Source organism: Alcaligenes sp. GCM10023179 (genome assembly GCF_042653705.1).
GTDB classification, from domain to species: domain Bacteria; phylum Pseudomonadota; class Gammaproteobacteria; order Burkholderiales; family Burkholderiaceae_B; genus Alcaligenes; species Alcaligenes phenolicus.
In genome coordinates, this window is the sequence record NZ_JBHSIQ010000002.1 from 348,659 (window position 1) to 365,117 (window position 16,459).

The 16,459-nt window shown below is 55.2% G+C and carries 15 protein-coding genes; 13 read left to right on the plus strand and 2 right to left on the minus strand.

What is annotated here, in order from left to right:
• Nucleotides 1-8: 8 nt before the first annotated feature.
• From ACFPDR_RS10970 to ACFPDR_RS10990, 5 genes are read left to right on the plus strand one after another with little or no spacing between them, the layout of a single operon-like run.
• A complete protein-coding gene (locus tag ACFPDR_RS10970; RefSeq protein WP_009461299.1) occupies nt 9-530 on the plus strand; it encodes a TRAP transporter small permease subunit in 522 nt (173 codons plus the stop codon).
• A complete protein-coding gene (locus ACFPDR_RS10975) occupies nt 527-1,846 on the plus strand; it encodes a TRAP transporter large permease (RefSeq protein WP_045930984.1) in 1,320 nt (439 codons plus the stop codon). The genes ACFPDR_RS10970 and ACFPDR_RS10975 overlap by 4 nt, the downstream gene beginning before the upstream one ends.
• A 24-nt stretch (nt 1,847-1,870) precedes the next feature.
• The gene (locus tag ACFPDR_RS10980) at nt 1,871-2,521 is read left to right on the plus strand and encodes a GntR family transcriptional regulator (RefSeq protein WP_035271006.1); all 651 of its coding nucleotides are present in this window, start codon (nt 1,871-1,873) and stop codon (nt 2,519-2,521) included.
• A gap of 35 nt (nt 2,522-2,556) precedes the next feature.
• Entirely contained in the window at nt 2,557-3,444 is an 888-nt protein-coding gene (dapA, locus tag ACFPDR_RS10985) for a 4-hydroxy-tetrahydrodipicolinate synthase (RefSeq protein ID WP_035271009.1), read from the plus strand.
• Nucleotides 3,445-4,929 carry an aldehyde dehydrogenase gene (locus tag ACFPDR_RS10990; RefSeq protein ID WP_376911131.1) on the plus strand — a complete coding sequence of 495 codons (1,485 nt, stop codon included), beginning with the start codon at nt 3,445-3,447 and terminating at the stop codon, nt 4,927-4,929.
• A 219-nt stretch (nt 4,930-5,148) separates the two neighbouring features.
• On the opposite strand, the gene ACFPDR_RS10995 is transcribed toward ACFPDR_RS10990, so the two are convergent.
• Nucleotides 5,149-6,150 (minus strand): LysR substrate-binding domain-containing protein, encoded by a 1,002-nt coding sequence (locus ACFPDR_RS10995; protein ID WP_083054089.1) that lies wholly within the window; start codon nt 6,148-6,150, stop codon nt 5,149-5,151.
• A 143-nt stretch (nt 6,151-6,293) separates the two neighbouring features.
• On the opposite strand from ACFPDR_RS10995, the gene ACFPDR_RS11000 reads away from it, so the two are divergent.
• The 8 genes from ACFPDR_RS11000 (at nt 6,294) to ACFPDR_RS11035 (ending at nt 15,306) form a co-directional block, all read left to right on the plus strand.
• Entirely contained in the window at nt 6,294-8,582 is a 2,289-nt protein-coding gene (locus ACFPDR_RS11000; protein ID WP_035271015.1) for an NADP-dependent malic enzyme, read from the plus strand.
• 159 nt (nt 8,583-8,741) lie between these two features.
• Nucleotides 8,742-9,755, plus strand: coding sequence for a glycosyltransferase (locus ACFPDR_RS11005; protein WP_376911132.1), 1,014 nt, complete (start codon nt 8,742-8,744; stop codon nt 9,753-9,755).
• A 2-nt stretch (nt 9,756-9,757) separates the two neighbouring features.
• Nucleotides 9,758-10,888 carry an FAD-dependent oxidoreductase gene (locus ACFPDR_RS11010; RefSeq protein WP_203145043.1) on the plus strand — a complete coding sequence of 377 codons (1,131 nt, stop codon included), beginning with the start codon at nt 9,758-9,760 and terminating at the stop codon, nt 10,886-10,888.
• A complete protein-coding gene (locus tag ACFPDR_RS11015; RefSeq protein WP_115634185.1) occupies nt 10,875-12,521 on the plus strand; it encodes a hypothetical protein in 1,647 nt (548 codons plus the stop codon). The genes ACFPDR_RS11010 and ACFPDR_RS11015 overlap by 14 nt, the downstream gene beginning before the upstream one ends.
• Nucleotides 12,514-13,302, plus strand: coding sequence for an NAD-dependent epimerase/dehydratase family protein (locus ACFPDR_RS11020; RefSeq protein WP_376911133.1), 789 nt, complete (start codon nt 12,514-12,516; stop codon nt 13,300-13,302). Before ACFPDR_RS11015 ends, ACFPDR_RS11020 begins: the two co-directional genes overlap by 8 nt.
• A gap of 2 nt (nt 13,303-13,304) precedes the next feature.
• The gene (locus tag ACFPDR_RS11025; protein ID WP_115634187.1) at nt 13,305-14,141 is read left to right on the plus strand and encodes a sugar phosphate isomerase/epimerase family protein; all 837 of its coding nucleotides are present in this window, start codon (nt 13,305-13,307) and stop codon (nt 14,139-14,141) included.
• Entirely contained in the window at nt 14,138-14,494 is a 357-nt protein-coding gene (locus ACFPDR_RS11030; protein WP_115634188.1) for a DMT family transporter, read from the plus strand. The genes ACFPDR_RS11025 and ACFPDR_RS11030 overlap by 4 nt, the downstream gene beginning before the upstream one ends.
• A complete protein-coding gene (locus ACFPDR_RS11035) occupies nt 14,491-15,306 on the plus strand; it encodes a glycosyltransferase family 2 protein (protein WP_115634189.1) in 816 nt (271 codons plus the stop codon). Before ACFPDR_RS11030 ends, ACFPDR_RS11035 begins: the two co-directional genes overlap by 4 nt.
• Nucleotides 15,307-15,387: 81 nt before the next feature.
• On the opposite strand, the gene ACFPDR_RS11040 is transcribed toward ACFPDR_RS11035, so the two are convergent.
• On the minus strand, nt 15,388-16,383 hold the full coding sequence (locus ACFPDR_RS11040; RefSeq protein ID WP_035271016.1) for a tripartite tricarboxylate transporter substrate binding protein BugE: 996 nt from the start codon (nt 16,381-16,383) through the stop codon (nt 15,388-15,390).
• Between the last annotated feature and the right edge of the window lie 76 nt (nt 16,384-16,459).

Sequence of the window (16,459 nt, forward strand, 5' to 3'; positions counted from 1 at the left end):
GAGCTGCCATGCTGCAGCCTATTTCAAAACTGATCGACTTTATCGCTCTTGCAAGCGCTCGGCTGGCGGAAATGGCGGCGGCAATCCTGGTCACCGCCATGGTATGGGAAGTCTTTGCCCGTTATGTTCTGCATGCCCCCACCGTCTGGGCCTTTGATGTGGCGTACATGATGAATGGGGCTATTTTTCTGCTGGGCATGGCCTGGGTGATGCGTCAGAACGAACACATCAGTATTGATGTGGTTCGCAAGCACTTGCCCAAGTCCCTGGCCCGTATGTCTGACGTGCTCCTGTACCTGCTGGTGCTGTTTCCGCTGTTTGCCATCTTGAGCAAAGTCGGGATACAGAAAGCCTGGATGGCCTGGAAGCTGAACGAAGTCGAAATGGTCAGCCCCTGGGCGCCGGTGATGTGGCCCTTCTACGCCTGCATTGCCATTGGCCTGATCGCCTTTACCTTGCAACTGCTGGCCCATGGCTTGCGCTGTGCGGTCAAAGAACAGAACACTGCTGACGTCGAGGTGAGCCCATGAATTTATGGATCGCCGGACTGATGTTCCCTGCTCTGTTCCTGCTGATTTTTCAGGGCATGCCTGTGGCTTTTGCGCTGATCCTGCCCGCTTTTCTGGCCGGTTGGTACGCCTTTGGCCCCATGGTCTTTGACCAGATGTATGGTGCTTTGTATGGAGCGGCCACCAACCATATCCTGTCAGCGATTCCCATGTTTGTGCTGATGGGAGCCCTGCTGGAGCGCTCGGGCATTGCCGCACGCCTGTTTCGCACCATGCAGTTATGGCTGGGCGGCCTGCCAGGCGGGCTGGCCATTGCCACCATCGCCATGGCGGCGACCTTTGCCGCTGCAGCAGGCGTGGTTGGCGCGGTAGAAATCATGGTGGGGCTGATGGCCATCCCGGCCATGAAGCGCTTTCGCTACAACAACTCACTGATCGCAGGCACGATCTGCGCCGGGGGTTCCCTGGGCACCATGATTCCTCCCTCGGTGGTCGCAGTCGTCTATGCCTCTCTGGCACAGGTTCCGGTTGGCGAGCTGTTTGCTGCCATGCTCTTTCCGGGCCTGTTGATGACCACGCTCTTTGTGGCTTACATCCTGATCGCCACCACGCTCAAGCCGGAGCTGGGCCCACGGGCAGATGACGAGGATATGCGCCGACCTTTGGGAGAAAAAATCAGTATCACGATGCGTGGTCTGGTTCCCATGATGCTGCTGATCATCGCTGTTCTGGGTTCCTTGATGAAAGGCATCGCATCACCCACCGAGGCCGCCGCCTTGGGCGCTGCTGCCGCCGCTGTTCTGTGCATCTTCTACCGTCAGTTCAACTGGGAAGTTTTCAGTGGAGCCTTGCGAATCACGGTACGCATTACGGCAATGATCATGCTGATCGTGGCGGGAGGCACCATGTTTACCGGCGCCTTCGCGGCCAATGGTGGTGCCAAGCTGGTACAGATGCTGACCAGCGACTTGGGACTGGGCAGTACAGGTACGATCATTCTGTTCCTGGGCATCGTCTTTCTGCTGGGCTTTGTACTGGACTGGACAGCGAACGTGCTGATTTGCGTTCCGCTTTTCCTGCCCTTTATTGTGGCTACCGGGCTGGACCCCTTATGGTTTGGCGTGATGGTGATCGTTGTCATTCAGACCAGCTATCTGACACCGCCCCTGGCCTCTTCCATTTTTTACCTGCTGTCCATTGCCCCGAAAGACATGACCTACGGACAAGTTTGTCGAGGTGTAGTGCCGTTTATTCTTGCTCAATTGCTGACCTTGCTGATCGTCGCCCTGTTTCCGGCGATTGCCACCTGGCTACCCCAGCAAGTGTCCGGCTTTTAACGCAATTTTTATATTGGAGTCTCCGTGAGTAGCGCCCCCACCCCCTCTTCTCGTGCCGCTGAAATCGCCTATCAAGCAATTGAGCAGTTAATTGCCACTCTCAAACTGGAGCCTGGTCAGGCCATTGTAGAAAGTGATTTGGTGGAAATGACAGGTTTGGGACGCACCCCCTTGCGTGAAGCCCTGATGCGCATGGTGGCCTTGGGATTGATCGAGCAACAGCCCCGCCGCGGCCTGCGTGTCAGTGAAATCCGTGTGGCTGAACATCTGACTCTGATTGAAACGCGCCGTGTCCTGGAGCGCCTGATTGTGCAGGGCGCCGCCCGCTGGGCGACTCCAGCCCAGCGCAGCGCCTTGCTCGGTCACGCCCAGGCCATGGTGGATGCTGCCGACGCCAAGGATATCGACGCCTACATGCTGGCCGACCAGCATCTGGACGAAGTCATCCACCAGGCCTGTCGCAACACCTTTGCTGTGCAAGCGGTCACTCCCATGATCGTTCAGTGCCGACGGTTCTGGTACGCCTATCAATATGAAGGGGACCTGGAGGCCGGAGCCCAAGCTCATTTGACCCTGGCCGAAGGCATCCAGGATGGAAACCCCGAACAGGCCTTGCAGGGCTCCGAGACGCTGATGGCCTACCTCAGCGCCTTCACCCGCAAAGTCATTGAATAAACCGATAGATCAACTATTAATAATCTGGAGACATCATGAATCTGAACGGAATCCTCGTTCCCATCGTTACCCCCTTTGACGCCAACAACCAGTTAAACGAAGCTGCGCTGGAACGTCTGGTTGAGTGTTTTATTGAAGCCGGAGTAGGCGGCATCGTGGCTTGTGGAACCACGGGCGAATACTACGCGCTCAGTGCACAGGAGCGTCGCCGCGTACTGGAGATTGTTGCCAGAACTGGCCGTGGCCGTACAACACTGATTGCCGGCGTGAACTCCATGTCGCCTGCCGAAGCCATCAGCCGAATCCGTGAAGCGGAAGAGCTAGGGTATGAGGCACTGATGCTCTCTCCCACCCCTTACAGCCTGCCCGGCCAGAATGAAGTGGTGGCGTATTTCAAGGAGGTCGCCGCGGCCACTGAACTGCCCATCGTCATGTACAACTTCCCGGCACGCATTGGCATCCAGATCGAGCTTGAATCCGTTTACGAACTGGCCAAGGTCAAGAACATTGTGGGCATCAAGGAGAGCAGCGGCAACTTCAGCCGGGTGGTTGCCATGGTCAATGCCAATCTGCCCGATTTTCAGGTTGTTTGTGGTTGCGATGACCAGGCAGCCGATTTCCTGTTCTGGGGAGTTCGTAGCTGGATCAGTGGCGGGGCCAATGTGTTTCCTGCCGAGCAGGTCCAAATGCTGAAAGCCGCCGAGCAAGAAGACTGGGACACGGTACGTCGCATGATGGCTGCCATGTTGCCCGCCATTGCCGCCATGGAGTCTGGCAACTACAACCAGAAAGCCAAACTGGGCTGCGTGCGTCACGGCATTGATGTCGGTTCGGTACGCTTGCCTCTGCTGCCAGTCGACGCGCAGGAACGAGATGACTTCCTGGCCCAGATCAACGCTTATCAAGTAGAACAGGAGGCTTGAATGCCCACGCAACAAGAGACTGTCTTTGAGTTGGCCCGCGCCGGAAAGCTGCACGCTTCCCATTTGATTCCTGGCTATCAAACCACGGCTTCGGCCCTGCTCGATAACGTCAGCCCTATCGACCTGGCCGTAATTGGCAAAATCGCTGCCGGCCAAGCCTCGGATGTACAAGCAGCGGTCGCTGCCGCGCGCACAAGCTTTGAGTCCGGCGAGTGGTCTGAACTGTCTCCGGCAGAACGCAAAAAGATCATGCTCAAATGGGTAGCCTTGCTGGAGCAACACGCCGAGGAACTGGCCGCACTTGATTGTGTGGACGCAGGCAAGCCCATTACTGAATGCCTGAACACCGACATGCCCGCCACCATCGATACCTTCAGCTGGTATGCAGAGACGGCCGATAAATGCTTTGGCCGAATTTCCCCAACCGGCTCCGACGCACTGGGTTTGATCACCAAGGAGCCCATTGGTGTGGTGGCGGCCGTCCTGCCCTGGAATTTCCCGGCTCAAATGTACGCCTGGAAAGTTGCCCCTGCGCTGGTGTGCGGCAACTCGGTCATTGTGAAACCGTCCGAGCTAACCAGCCTGAGCGCCTACCGCATGACACAGCTGGCACATCAGGCAGGCGTTCCCGCAGGAGCCCTGATCTTGATCACAGGCACAGGCGAGGAAGTCGGAGAGCCTTTGGGCCGGCACGGGGACGTGGACATTGTGTCGTTTACCGGCTCCACCGAAGTGGGCCGCCTGTTCCTGAAGTATTCCGCAGAAAGCAATCTGAAGGAGGTCGTGCTGGAATGCGGCGGGAAAAGCCCCCAGGTCGTTTTTGAGGATGCCCTGCTGGACGAAGCAGTTCCGTCCATCCTGGCGGCCGCATTCTGGAACATGAGCGAAAACTGCAGCTGCGGCTCCCGCCTGATCGTACACAGCAGCCTGAAAGATACGCTACTGCAAAAACTCAAACAGGGGCTAAACTCCTGGAAAGTAGGTCTGCCTACGGACCCGGATGTGTCTATCGGGCCGATGGTAGAACAAGCGCACTTTGAAAAAGTGGCCAGCTTTCTGCAGAACCCCGGCAAAAACGCCAAGTTGGTTCATGGGGGGCGCATTCACAGTAACCTGGGCAGTGGTTGGTATATCGAGCCCACCATCTTCGATCACATCACCCCGGAAGACCGCCTGTTCCAGGAGGAAGTGTTCGGCCCCGTTCTGGCCATCACGACCTTCGAGACAGAAGAGCAAGCCATCGCCTTGGCAAACGATACCCAATATGGCCTGGCCGCCTCCCTCTACACGCTTGATGTACGGCGGGCGCAGCGTGTCTCGCGCAAAATCAAGGCAGGCACCGTTTCGGTAAATGGCTTTTCCGAAGGCGACATCACCGCGCCCTTTGGCGGCTTCAAACTGTCCGGTTTTGGCGGCAAGGACAAGGGAATGGAGGCCCTGGATCAGTACCAGCAAACCAAGGCCATCTGGTATGTGAACCAGTAAGCCACTGCTTGCGTAGTCCCGGCAGCAATAAGCCAGGCGCCGTACACCGCCCCTCCTTCCAGACTTCTGAGCATGAAAGCGGGGGGCGGTTCTTATCACTGAGCTGCCCCGGTTTTTTGAGCAGATATGACAACCTGCTTCCAGCCCTTGCCCTGCCCGCTCGGCATAGGGCGCTCACGGTGTAACACTAGCAATCAGCCCGCAGCAGACAGAACGACATTAGTAGAAAAAAGCCCCCCGCTCCAAGGGCACCGTCTTATCAGTGCACACCCGTTTCAGCTCCTGCGCGAACAACTTGTCCACCGGACGCTGCTGGCCGGCCACCCGCGTAAAAAGCGCGATAGGCGACAAGCCCCACTCAAAGGAGTACGGCACAATCGCCACGCCGGACACGCGTACCAATTCTTCAGCAATTTCGGTCGGGACCACAGACACAGCACGGGAGTGATTCACGATCAGTTCACCGATCAGCTTGGGTGAAGAGGTTTCCACACTGGGCACCGGCTCCAACAAGCCTGCCCGCAAAAACAGATTCGCCACCTGCCGCCGCATCGGGGTATTGCGCGGTCCCAGAATCCAGTCCAGATCCTGCAATTGCGCCCAGTCCAACTTGCGTCGGCCCAATCGCCCCGCCAGCTCCCGGCTGGCAATCAAGCGTGGTTGCTGCGCGTACAAGGCTTCATGGCGCAGCCCTTTCATATTCAAGTCCGGAGAGCTGCGCGCCACCACTGCATCCAAAGCGTGGTCACGCAGTTGTTCCAGCAGCGTTTCCGTTAGCCCTTCGGTGATGCTGACGGACACCACCTGCCCTTGAGGGCGAGTTGCCCGCAAGGCCGTGGAAACCAGCTTGCCGGACACCAGGGGAATCACCCCCAGCCGCAAATGTGCTTGTCGTCCCATGCTGTGCGCCTGCAAGTCCAGACTCAGCAACTCCATGTCCTGCACCATGGCCCGAGCACGTGAAATCACGATCTGCCCTTGCGCTGTTGCCTCCATACCACGCGATGAACGCAGGAATAGCGGTGTGCCAAAGACTTGCTCCACCTCGGCCAAGGCTTGAGTGACCGCAGGCTGAGTCATCGCCATTAAATCCGCCACTTTGGTCAGCGAGCCCAAGCGGTCGATCTCGATCAGCAGAGCCAGGTGACGCAACCTGAGTCGTTGTACCAGGCGATGGGCGATATCGTTTGTTTCCAAGCCTTTGCCCCTATCTATAAGCATTTACTAATAGGGCAATAATAAGCCCTAATACTGCGGACTGTTTAATTATCTACACTTGTTGAAAGCCGGCGCTGGCGCACTATTCGCCACGCCTTCCCTGGATTTCACCAAACACCTGTTTGGCGCCTGAGCAAGAGGACACGATGAGTTCACCTGTAGATCGACAAGCCGCCCTGGATTACCACGAGTTCCCCATTCCCGGCAAAGTCACCATTGCCGCGACCAAACCCCTGGTCAGCCAACGTGACCTGGGCCTGGCCTATTCCCCTGGTGTTGCTGCCGCCTGCGAAGAAATCGTGGTCGACCCGAAAAACGCCTTCCGCTACACCGGCCGGGGCAATCTGGTGGGCGTGATCTCTAACGGTACCGCTGTGTTGGGTCTGGGCAATATTGGTGCCCTGGCCTCCAAGCCCGTGATGGAAGGCAAGGCCGTTCTGTTCAAGAAATTTGCTGGCCTGGACGTGTTTGACATCGAGATCAACGAAACCGATCCCGACAAGCTGGTGGATATCATCGCCGGTCTGGAGCCCACCTTCGGTGGCATCAACCTGGAAGACATCAAGGCACCCGAGTGTTTTGAAGTTGAGCGCAAGCTGCGCGAACGCATGAACATCCCCGTCTTTCACGACGACCAGCACGGTACCGCCATTTGCGTGACGGCGGCTTTCCTGAACGGCCTGAAAGTGGTCGGCAAAGATATCAAGAAGATCAAGGTTGTGACCTCCGGTGCCGGTGCGGCCGCACTGGCTTGCCTGGACTTGATGGTGGACATGGGCCTGCCCGAAGAAAATGTCTGGGTCACCGACATTGACGGCGTGGTCTACAAAGGCCGCCCTGGTCACCAGGTTCCTGAACTGGCCCGTTTCGCCAAAGAAACCGAAGCACGCAAGCTGGCTGATGTCATCGAAAATGCTGACGTGTTCGTGGGCCTGTCCGCCGGTGGCGTACTGAAAGCTGAAATGCTGCAGAAAATGGCAGACCGTCCCTTCGTGATGGCGCTGGCCAACCCCACCCCCGAAATTTTGCCTGAAGTCGCCAAAGCCGCTCGCGATGACGTCATCATGGCAACCGGCCGTTCGGACTTCCCGAACCAGGTCAATAACGTGCTGTGCTTCCCCTACATCTTCCGCGGTGCGCTGGATGTGGGCGCTACCACGATTACCCGTGGCATGGAAAAAGCTGCTGCCCGCGCGATTGCGGCTCTGGCTGAAGAAGAGCAGGACGAAGCCGTGGCCGCAGCCTACGGTGGTTACGGCCTGAGCTTTGGCCCCGACTACCTGATTCCCAAGCCATTCGACCCACGTCTGATCGTGCGCATCGCCCCCGCCGTGGCCCAGGCCGCCATGGAAGAAGGCGTGGCAACCCGCCCTATCGCTGACCTGGAAGGCTACATCGCCAAGCTGCAACAGTTTGTCTACCACTCCGGCGCGTTCATGAAGCCCGTGTTTGCCGTAGCCAAGCAATTGGTGCGCGAAGGCGGCAAGGCTCGCATCGTCTTTACCGAAGGTGAAGAAGAACGTGTGCTGCGTGCCGTGCAAGTGATTGTGGACGAGAAGCTGGCCCACCCGATTCTGGTTGGCCGCCCTGCCGTGCTGCTGTCCCGCATCAAGAAATTTGGTCTGCGCCTGCGTTTGGGCGTGGATGTGGAAGTGACCAACCCCGAGTCTGACGACCGTTTCCACCAGTACTGGACCACGTACTGGGAAAAAATGTGCCGTCGCGGTATCAGCAAGGAAATGGCTCGCGTGGAAATGCGTCGCCGCCTGACCCTGATTGGCTCGACCATGGTGCACCTGGGTGATGCCGACGGCATGATCTGCGGCACGATCGGTTCCTACCACAACCACCTGCGCTACATCGACGAGATGATCGGTCGCAAACCCGACTCCAGCGTGTACGCCGCCATGAACATCCTGCTGCTGGGCGAGCGCACCGTTGCCCTGACTGACACGCACGTCAACGACGACCCGAACGCACAGGAAATTGCGGAATACACGATTGAAGCCGCCCGCATGTTGAGCACGCTGAGCCTGGAACCCAAGGTCGCCCTGCTGTCGCGCTCCAACTTCGGTTCGGACTCGGCCGCTTCCGGTCCCAAGATGCGCGAGGCCCTGAAGCTGATTCAGGAACAGGCTCCCGAACTGCAAGTGGACGGCGAAATGCACGCCGACTGCGCGCTGGACGAAGCCCTGCGCAGCCGCACCTTGCCTAACTCTTCGCTGAAAGGCTCGGCCAACCTGCTGGTCTGCCCGAACGTGGACGCTGGCAACATCAGCTACAACCTGCTAAAGACTGCTGCTGGCAGCAACGTGGCCATCGGTCCTTTCCTGATGGGCGCCAATGCTCCTGTACACATCCTGACTTACAGCTCGACCGTACGCCGCATCATTAATATGACGGCCTTGACCGTGCTGCAAGCCAATCGTGGCTAGGCCTTAGGGCTGAAATGAAAAACCGGCCTGTGCAGGCCGGTTTTTTATATCTACTCTCCCAATTAGACTTGGACATAAAATGCTACATTCAGCCTATTCCTTCCGTCCTTGTCTTGCATTTCTGGTTTTTACCTCCGTCACAGATCTGCCGGGAGCCACATGATCTTTTATCCTGTTTTCTTGTCATTGGTCTGTGTAGTACGCAATCAAGCAGAGCAACTTGAACCTATGCTGACCCATATCTCGGAAAAACTGTCCCCCTTGGTCAGCGACTACGAGCTCATCGTGGTTGACAATGCATCTACTGATAACAGCATCAGCACGCTTCAGGCTCTTGCCAGCGAACAAGGTTTGCCGAACTTGCAGGTTTATGCACTAACCAAAGAAGTGGATACTGACACGGCGTCATGGGTGGGACTTGAAAACGCCCTGGGTGATTTTGTGGCCGTATTCAATCCTGTCGCCGATGACCTCGATTTCCTGCCTGAAATGTTAGCGCATGCCGTCAGTGGCTCCGATGTCGTCTTCGCCCTGAACCAGCAACCCTACCCAAGAACCTTGGCTTACCGCTTGGCCTTTACCACGTTCAACATTCTGTACAAACGTCTTAGTGGAATCAATCTGGCAAATGAGGCGCCACCATATCGCGTGCTCAGTAAACGAGTCGTGAACTTCATATTGCAGCACCCCCAACCTGCAATCACATACCGCCACTTGCCCGCTACCGGGGGCTTTGCCAAAACCACATTGCATTACAAAAGCGTATTACCCGGAACTGCCAAGCCAAGACGACTGGGCCACAGCGTAGACCGAGGCATGCGCCTGCTGGTTTCAACCACCCGCGCCCCTATGCGCCTGGTTACTACACTTTCCCTGTTCGGTGCGGTGGCCAATCTGCTGTATTCCCTGTATGTCTTGTTTATTGCGTTTTACAAAGACAATATTGCCGAAGGCTGGATCAGCCTTTCGCTGCAACAATCAGGCATGTTCTTCTTAATTTCCCTGGTACTGCTTGTACTGGGCGAGTACATACTGAACATGGCCAGCCTATCCAACGAAGGACCGCTTTATCATATTGCCCAAGAGTTCACCAGCGCCCGCATAAGCCGCCGCGAAAAACTCAACATCCAGGAACAAGAATCCAGCACAGCGCGCTCAAGCGGGCAGTCGTGACCATGGAAAGAACGACCGGGGACAATTCATCATGGGATGCGGTGGTGATTGGGGGCGGTTTTTATGGATGTGCCATTGCCGTCTTCCTGGCTCGTCAACGAAACTGGCGGGTATGCTTGGTAGAACAAGAAAAAGCGTTAATGACGCGGGCCTCATACAACAACCAGGCTCGAGTACATAATGGTTACCACTATCCACGCAGTTTCGTCACTGCCTATAGAAGCAGAATCAATCTGCCCCGTTTTCTGCAAGAATGGCCGCAAGCCATCTACAAAGAGCATCTCAAGCTCTACGCCATTGCTCGTCGCAATTCGAAAGTCACCGCCAGGCAATTTATCAAATTTTGCCAACAAATTGACGCCCGCATCGAAAATGCCCCCCCAACCTTGCTTGCCCTATTTAATCCCAAACTCATCGAAAACGTTTTTCTGGTGGATGAGTATGCGTTTGATAGCACCACATTAGCCTCCTGGGCCAGGCAGGCCCTGAGCGATGCTGGAGTCACCGTCCTTTGCGGAGTTAAAGCAAGCACTGTCGGCCAAGATAATCCTGGCCGCCTGAGCCTACAGATCACCGATCAGGACGCCGCCCCCAAAAATATTCAAACGCAACGCATTCTGAACTGTACCTACAGCGGCTTGAACCAATTAGGGGGAGACTTTCCGCCTATCCAAAGCAAACTCAAACATGAAATCACGGAGATGGCACTGATTCAAATGCCTTCAGAACTGGCTTCACTGGGCATCACCGTCATGGACGGCCCCTTTTTCTCGGTCATGCCCTTTCCCGCTCGCCAACTCCACACGCTATCGCATGTACGCTACACACCGCACCTTCACTGGCAGGATCAACCTACGTTAGACCCTTATCAACGCTTGCGCACCTATGATTACCAGTCTCGCTTTGATCGTATGATTCGGGACGTACAACGCTATATGCCAGCGATGGCCAAAGCCCAATATAAAGAGTCTTTGTTCGAAGTAAAGACCGTACTCAGCCGTAATGAGACAGACGATGGCCGTCCCATCTTGTTCGAGCGCCACCATACTTTGCCGGGCTGCTGGTCAATACTGGGTGGAAAAGTCGACAACATCTATGATGTCCTGGAAAAAATAGAAGATGAAATCCGTTGACCTCCAACACCGCATCACTGCACCAGCCATTCTTGCCTTGTGTCTGCCCGCTGCCCTAATTGAAAAATTCTCCGGCCGCTTCACTGTCCAGGGCTCAAACTATTTCTTCCAGGACCCTTTTCACCAAGGGGAGTATTTCGCCGTTGCACAGTCTTTGTCGGACACAGCCGGTTCCCCCTTTCCCGCACTATCCATTCATGGGGCCCTGGATTACATCCCGTATTTACTCATCTCCAGCCTGAGCGACACCCATTACAGCTTTCTGCCTACCTTCTTTCTGTATTGTCTTTTAGGCTTGATAGCCTGCTTGCTGGTCTCTATTTTAGGAATTCGCCTATCAGACCAGCCACGTCCAGGATTACCCGCACTGTGCCTGGCTTTGTCAGCGGCCTTTACTGTCGGCTACCGAGATCTGTTTCTTTTGCTCTGCCTCCTGCTTTTCTACTTGCTGATCAAACCAGGATACAGCCGACAAATACGGAGAGCACAGCAAGTGGCATTCGGTCTGAGCATGGCCCTGGGGCTGGTCTGGAGCTTTGACCGTGGTATCGCGGCTTGCCTGGCTCTGGGTACGGCAACCCTCGTTCTCTTACCTCGTCAGCGAGACTACCTGATCGCGTTGGCTATGTTCGTGCTGACCCTTGCTTTGGCGGGCCTGATACATCCTATTCTTTCCCCTGCTTCGTTACTGGAAAATATTCTGGTACTAATGCGCACATCAGCGCAATGGCGCCTGGCCGCCGGGCCACAAACCACACCTCTCATCGAGTTTGCCGTACAACTCAATATACTGGCCGTACTCGGCTGCTGGTTCTCGCACTGGCGCGCCCATAGTCTGAAAAAAGCCTTGTCGGAACTGATTGCTCTGTCCTTGCTTGCGGCACTCTTCACCAAAATAGGGACAAACCGGGCAGATCCGGAGCATATTCATTACGCGTTATGGATTCCGATGCTGCTGGCGATTCGAACCCCCTGCATCCAATCCAGAATGCAATGGCTGTTTGGGGCAGCAGCAATCTGGCTGCTGTGGCAAAGCTTCCTGATCGGACTAGAACACACTACTTTCGTCCCTGCTCTTGCTGCCGCCTGCCTGCTGCAGGCGAACACGCCTCGTTACACCGGGCAGCGCTTCGTCGCCAATCTGGCCTTGTGCGCCTCACTGCTATTTTCAGTTTATATATTTGCCCTGAGCCAGGACGTTGACCCTGAACTTACGCAAAGCCGATATGGATGGGTCACCCCCCTGATCAAAAAACAGCTGGATCAAGATACCGTTGCACCCGACATACAGTGGGCGAGTGCCGAATTGCAGCGCCACAAAGCTCACTGCGTGTTTGATCTTGCCAATCATGGTCTGATCAACGGCCTTACCCGTTTACCCGCCTGCAGCCGCTTTACCTACCCCGTCTATGCATCAGCGGACTATGAAGACGAGCTGATCAATGACGTAAAGCTCAGCAATGTGCCGGTGTTGATTTACTCCTCTACCTTTTGGTCCTACAACATTGATGGCCGTTCAATGAAACAGCGCTTTCCTGCCTTGGATGCTTTTATCATCCAGCACTACCCCATAGAGACATGCAGAGCCACGCTCTGCTTACGCTACCAAGAAGGACTCAGAGACCATGAATGAAGATGCCCTGATCGGATACTCCGGTTTTGTAGGCCAGACACTCAGTCGTCAGCGTGCTTTCGGGCACAACTTTCGTAGCACCAATGCCGATCAAATCGGCACTCAACCATATGACACCGTCTATTGCTGCGCTGCTCCCGCCAAAAAATGGCTGGCCAACAAGGAGCCTGCCCATGACAAAGAAGTCATTGAACAACTGATTGCGCATCTGGACCGGATTACCTGCAAAAAATTTGTACTCATCAGCACGGTAGATGTATTCAAAAGCCCGATTCATGTCGATGAGTCCAGCGAAGTCGATGAAAGCAATCTGCACCCTTACGGCCTGCACCGTCGCATGCTGGAGAAATTCGTTACCCAACGATTCGAGAATCACCTGATTGTCCGTCTTCCTGGTCTGGTTGGGCCTGGCCTTAGTAAAAATATCCTGTTCGATTTTCTGAACAGCAATAATCTACAAGCGATTGATAGCCAGGCGCTGTTCCAGTTTTACCCTATGATCAACCTTTGGTATGACTTGCAAACGGCACTAAAAGCAGATTTGGAGCTACTGCATTTATGTGCTGAACCCGTGAGCGTCGCAGAGATTGCCACACACGGCTTTAACCAGTTCTTTGAAAACGTGACGGACCACCCTCCTGCCCACTACGACATCCGAAGCTTGCACACCAAACTGTATGAGGCTCATGGTGCCTACCAATACAGTCGCAAAGAGTCCATCCAAGCTATACGGGCTTATGTCCAAACCGAACCTGTCACGCTATCTCAGGAGAAGGGCTAACTATGCGACTGTCCATTTCCAATATCGCCTGGCAGCCTGAAGAAGATCAGCGTATCGCCACATTGCTTGAACAGCATCAGATTGACGCCATCGATATTGCGCCGGGCAAATACTTCTCATCCCCTGAGCTGGCGACCAAAGCCGAAATCATGGCAGTGAAACAGTGGTGGCATGAACGTGGTATCAGCATCATCGGCATGCAGTCCTTGTTGTTTGGCACCACTGGCCTGAATGTCTTTGGCGATAAAGCATCTCGCTCAGGGCTGCTTACCCGCCTCCAGGCCATTTTTCGGATTGCAGGCATACTGGGCGCAACACGTCTGGTCTTTGGTTCCCCCCGCAACCGGGATCGTCATAGTCTAAGCGACCAAGAGGCCACAGACAGCGCAATCCAGTTTTTCCAGCAAGCAGCCAACTACGCCGCCGATGAGGGCGTTCTGCTATGCCTGGAGCCTAATCCAGTCTGCTATGGTGCCAACTTCATGACTAACAGTCAGGAAACAGCCTTAGTGGTCAAAGCCGTCAACCACCCGGCTTTACGCATGCAACTGGACACAGGGGCTATTACCATCAACCAGGAGGATGTAGCCCAGGTGCTGAACTCTTACGCAGCGCTGATCGGCCATGTCCATGCAAGCGAACCACAATTGGTGCCATTAGGCGATAACGGAACAGACCATGGGAAAATGGCATCAGCCCTGGCCCAATCCCTGCCCAAAGCCATCGTCACCATAGAAATGTTGGCTACCGAAACAGAACCTGCCTTGCAAAGCATTTCACGAGCCTTGCACGTTGCCATTCAGGCTTATCGCAACCCCGCACTTGAGCAGCCGCTATGAAATGGCTGATTCTTTTCTTGGGTATTGCAGCGAACGCCAGCGCCAGTGTGCTCGTCAAATTGGCCATGATGCCCCCCCGCCGCTTTCCATCGCTCTCCGACCCCATGGCCGCCTTGAGCAACTGGCCATTTTGGCTAGGACTAGTTCTCTATGGAATAGCTTTTCTGCTTTATGCCGCCGCCCTGACAAGACTACCCCTGAATGTTGCGCACCCCATTTTGACCTCTGGGGCCATTGCGAGCGTTGCAATCATGTCTCACCTGCTCTTTCGTGAAGCATTCCCCACCACCACACTCATCGGCATCGTATTGGTCATTGTCGGTGTTATTTTCATCACTTTCCGAAGCACATGAGCCCCATTTCACCCGCGCCCGCAAACTGGCAAGTACCTGCTTACGAATGTACCTTCTGGCAAGGAAAACGACATGACTATTGCGTCGTTATCCCCGTAATCAATGAAGGGGCTCGCATACATAGCCTTCTGCAACGCATGGCAGATGCTCAAATCGAAAAGCACGCTGACATCATTCTTATTGATGGGGGCAGTACTGACGGCTCACTGGAACCCATGCTATTACAGCAACTGGGAGTGCGCGGCCTGCTTGTCAAAACGGGTAGCGGAAAACTGAGTGCTCAATTGCGTTGCGCCTATGCCTTTTGTCTAACAAGCGGCTATGAAGGAATCATCACCATTGACGGGAACGACAAGGACGACCCGCAAGCCATCCCCGAATTTATTCAATCCTTAAAACAAGGAACCGATTTCGTTCAGGCCTCTCGCTACATTGCGGGTGGGTTTGCAAAAAACACGCCTCTGTCCCGCGATTTGGCGATACGTCTAATCCATGCGCCCATGTTGAGCCTGTTTTCTGGATTCCGCTGGACCGACACCACGCAAGGCTTTCGAGCCTATAGCCGACGTATCTTGCTAGACCCTCGTGTCGCTCCTTTCCGCGATATTTTTGCTAATTACGAACTACTGGCCTACCTGTCCTATCGGATACCCAAGCTTGGCTATACCTGTGTTGAATTACCTACCAGCCGACTTTACCCCAAAGGACAGGTCCCAACGAAAATCAGCAGCGTACGCGGAAACCTGGGACTCCTGACCGTTTTGATACAGGCATGTCTAGGTCGCTATAACCCGGATAAGACGGAGCCATAACAAAACACCCCAAGCACCAAAATGAGCTTGGCACTTGGGGTGCTGTTCCTTGCCAGTCGGCGAGAAAAGACTGAGACGAGCTTATTCCAGCTTGATATTGCCTTTCTTGACCACGTCGTGGGCCCAGTCGTACTGCTCCTTGATTTCCTTGGCGAACTCTTCAGGCGAGTTACCCGACGGTGTTGCTCCCTGCTTTTCCAAAGCCGAAATAATTTCGGGCTTCTTCAAGGCTTCAGCGGCAGCGGCATGCAGCTTGGCAACGATCTCAGGCGGCGTACCCTTGGGAGCCAGCAGACCATACCAGGCCGGGCTGTTCAACTGCGGGTAGCCTTCTTCGGCCAAGGTCGGCACATCTTTCAGAGCAGGCAGACGCTCGGGCCAGGCAATCGCCAGTGCGCGCAAGTTGCCAGCCTGGATCTGGGCCATGGACGACGGCAAGTTATCAAACATGGCATTGATCTGGCCACCGACCGCATCCGTCACAGCCGGACCGGCACCACGGTAAGGCACGTGCACGATGTCGGTGCCAGTTTCCAGCTTGAAGGCTTCGCCAAACAAGTGCAGCACCGAGCAAGTGCCCGAGCTGCCGTAAGAATACTTACCTGGATTGTCTTTCAGTTGCTGCACGAACTCCTTGAAGTTCTGTGCCGGGAATTTGGGGTTGACCTCGATCACGTTGGGCAGGTTGGCAAAGTTGCTGACCGGCACAAAGTCTTTCAAGGGGTCGTAAGGCAAATCATTGGGGCGGCAAGCGGGATTTACTGCCAGAGTCGAAATGGTGGCAATTGACAAGGTATAGCCGTCAGGTTTGGCGCGAGCCGCTTCTGCCGCTCCAATAGCGCCCCCGGCACCACCCTTGTTTTCTACCACCATGGACTGGCCCAGCACTTCGCTCATGCCCTTGGTCACAATGCGCGCCACAATATCGGTGGAGCCGCCTGGCGCAAAAGGAACAATGACGCGAATCGCTTGATTCGGATAATCCGCTTGAGCATGAGCGACATTAGCCGTGCCGATTATGGACAAACTTGCACAAAGGGATAGCAGCGCAAATTTCTTGGGAAACTTCTCTATCATGGGAACATCTCCTCTTTAGTCTTTTTGTAGATCCATCCCCTGGGTAAGGGGAACTAACCAATAATAGCGCAGCTAA

Bases quoted from the DNA above. Each gene is read 5' to 3' on its own strand.
- ACFPDR_RS10970 (WP_009461299.1), top strand. From the start codon at position 9: ATGCTGCAGCCTATTTCAAAACTGATCGACTTTATCGCTCTTGCAAGC.
- ACFPDR_RS10975 (WP_045930984.1), top strand. From the start codon at position 527: ATGAATTTATGGATCGCCGGACTGATGTTCCCTGCTCTGTTCCTGCTG.
- dapA (WP_035271009.1), top strand. From the start codon at position 2,557: ATGAATCTGAACGGAATCCTCGTTCCCATCGTTACCCCCTTTGACGCC.
- ACFPDR_RS10990 (WP_376911131.1), top strand. From the start codon at position 3,445: ATGCCCACGCAACAAGAGACTGTCTTTGAGTTGGCCCGCGCCGGAAAG.
- ACFPDR_RS10995 (WP_083054089.1), bottom strand. From the start codon at position 6,150: ATGCTTATAGATAGGGGCAAAGGCTTGGAAACAAACGATATCGCCCAT.
- ACFPDR_RS11000 (WP_035271015.1), top strand. From the start codon at position 6,294: ATGAGTTCACCTGTAGATCGACAAGCCGCCCTGGATTACCACGAGTTC.
- ACFPDR_RS11005 (WP_376911132.1), top strand. From the start codon at position 8,742: ATGATCTTTTATCCTGTTTTCTTGTCATTGGTCTGTGTAGTACGCAAT.
- ACFPDR_RS11010 (WP_203145043.1), top strand. From the start codon at position 9,758: ATGGAAAGAACGACCGGGGACAATTCATCATGGGATGCGGTGGTGATT.
- ACFPDR_RS11015 (WP_115634185.1), top strand. From the start codon at position 10,875: ATGAAATCCGTTGACCTCCAACACCGCATCACTGCACCAGCCATTCTT.
- ACFPDR_RS11020 (WP_376911133.1), top strand. From the start codon at position 12,514: ATGAATGAAGATGCCCTGATCGGATACTCCGGTTTTGTAGGCCAGACA.
- ACFPDR_RS11025 (WP_115634187.1), top strand. From the start codon at position 13,305: ATGCGACTGTCCATTTCCAATATCGCCTGGCAGCCTGAAGAAGATCAG.
- ACFPDR_RS11030 (WP_115634188.1), top strand. From the start codon at position 14,138: ATGAAATGGCTGATTCTTTTCTTGGGTATTGCAGCGAACGCCAGCGCC.
- ACFPDR_RS11035 (WP_115634189.1), top strand. From the start codon at position 14,491: ATGAGCCCCATTTCACCCGCGCCCGCAAACTGGCAAGTACCTGCTTAC.
- ACFPDR_RS11040 (WP_035271016.1), bottom strand. From the start codon at position 16,383: ATGATAGAGAAGTTTCCCAAGAAATTTGCGCTGCTATCCCTTTGTGCA.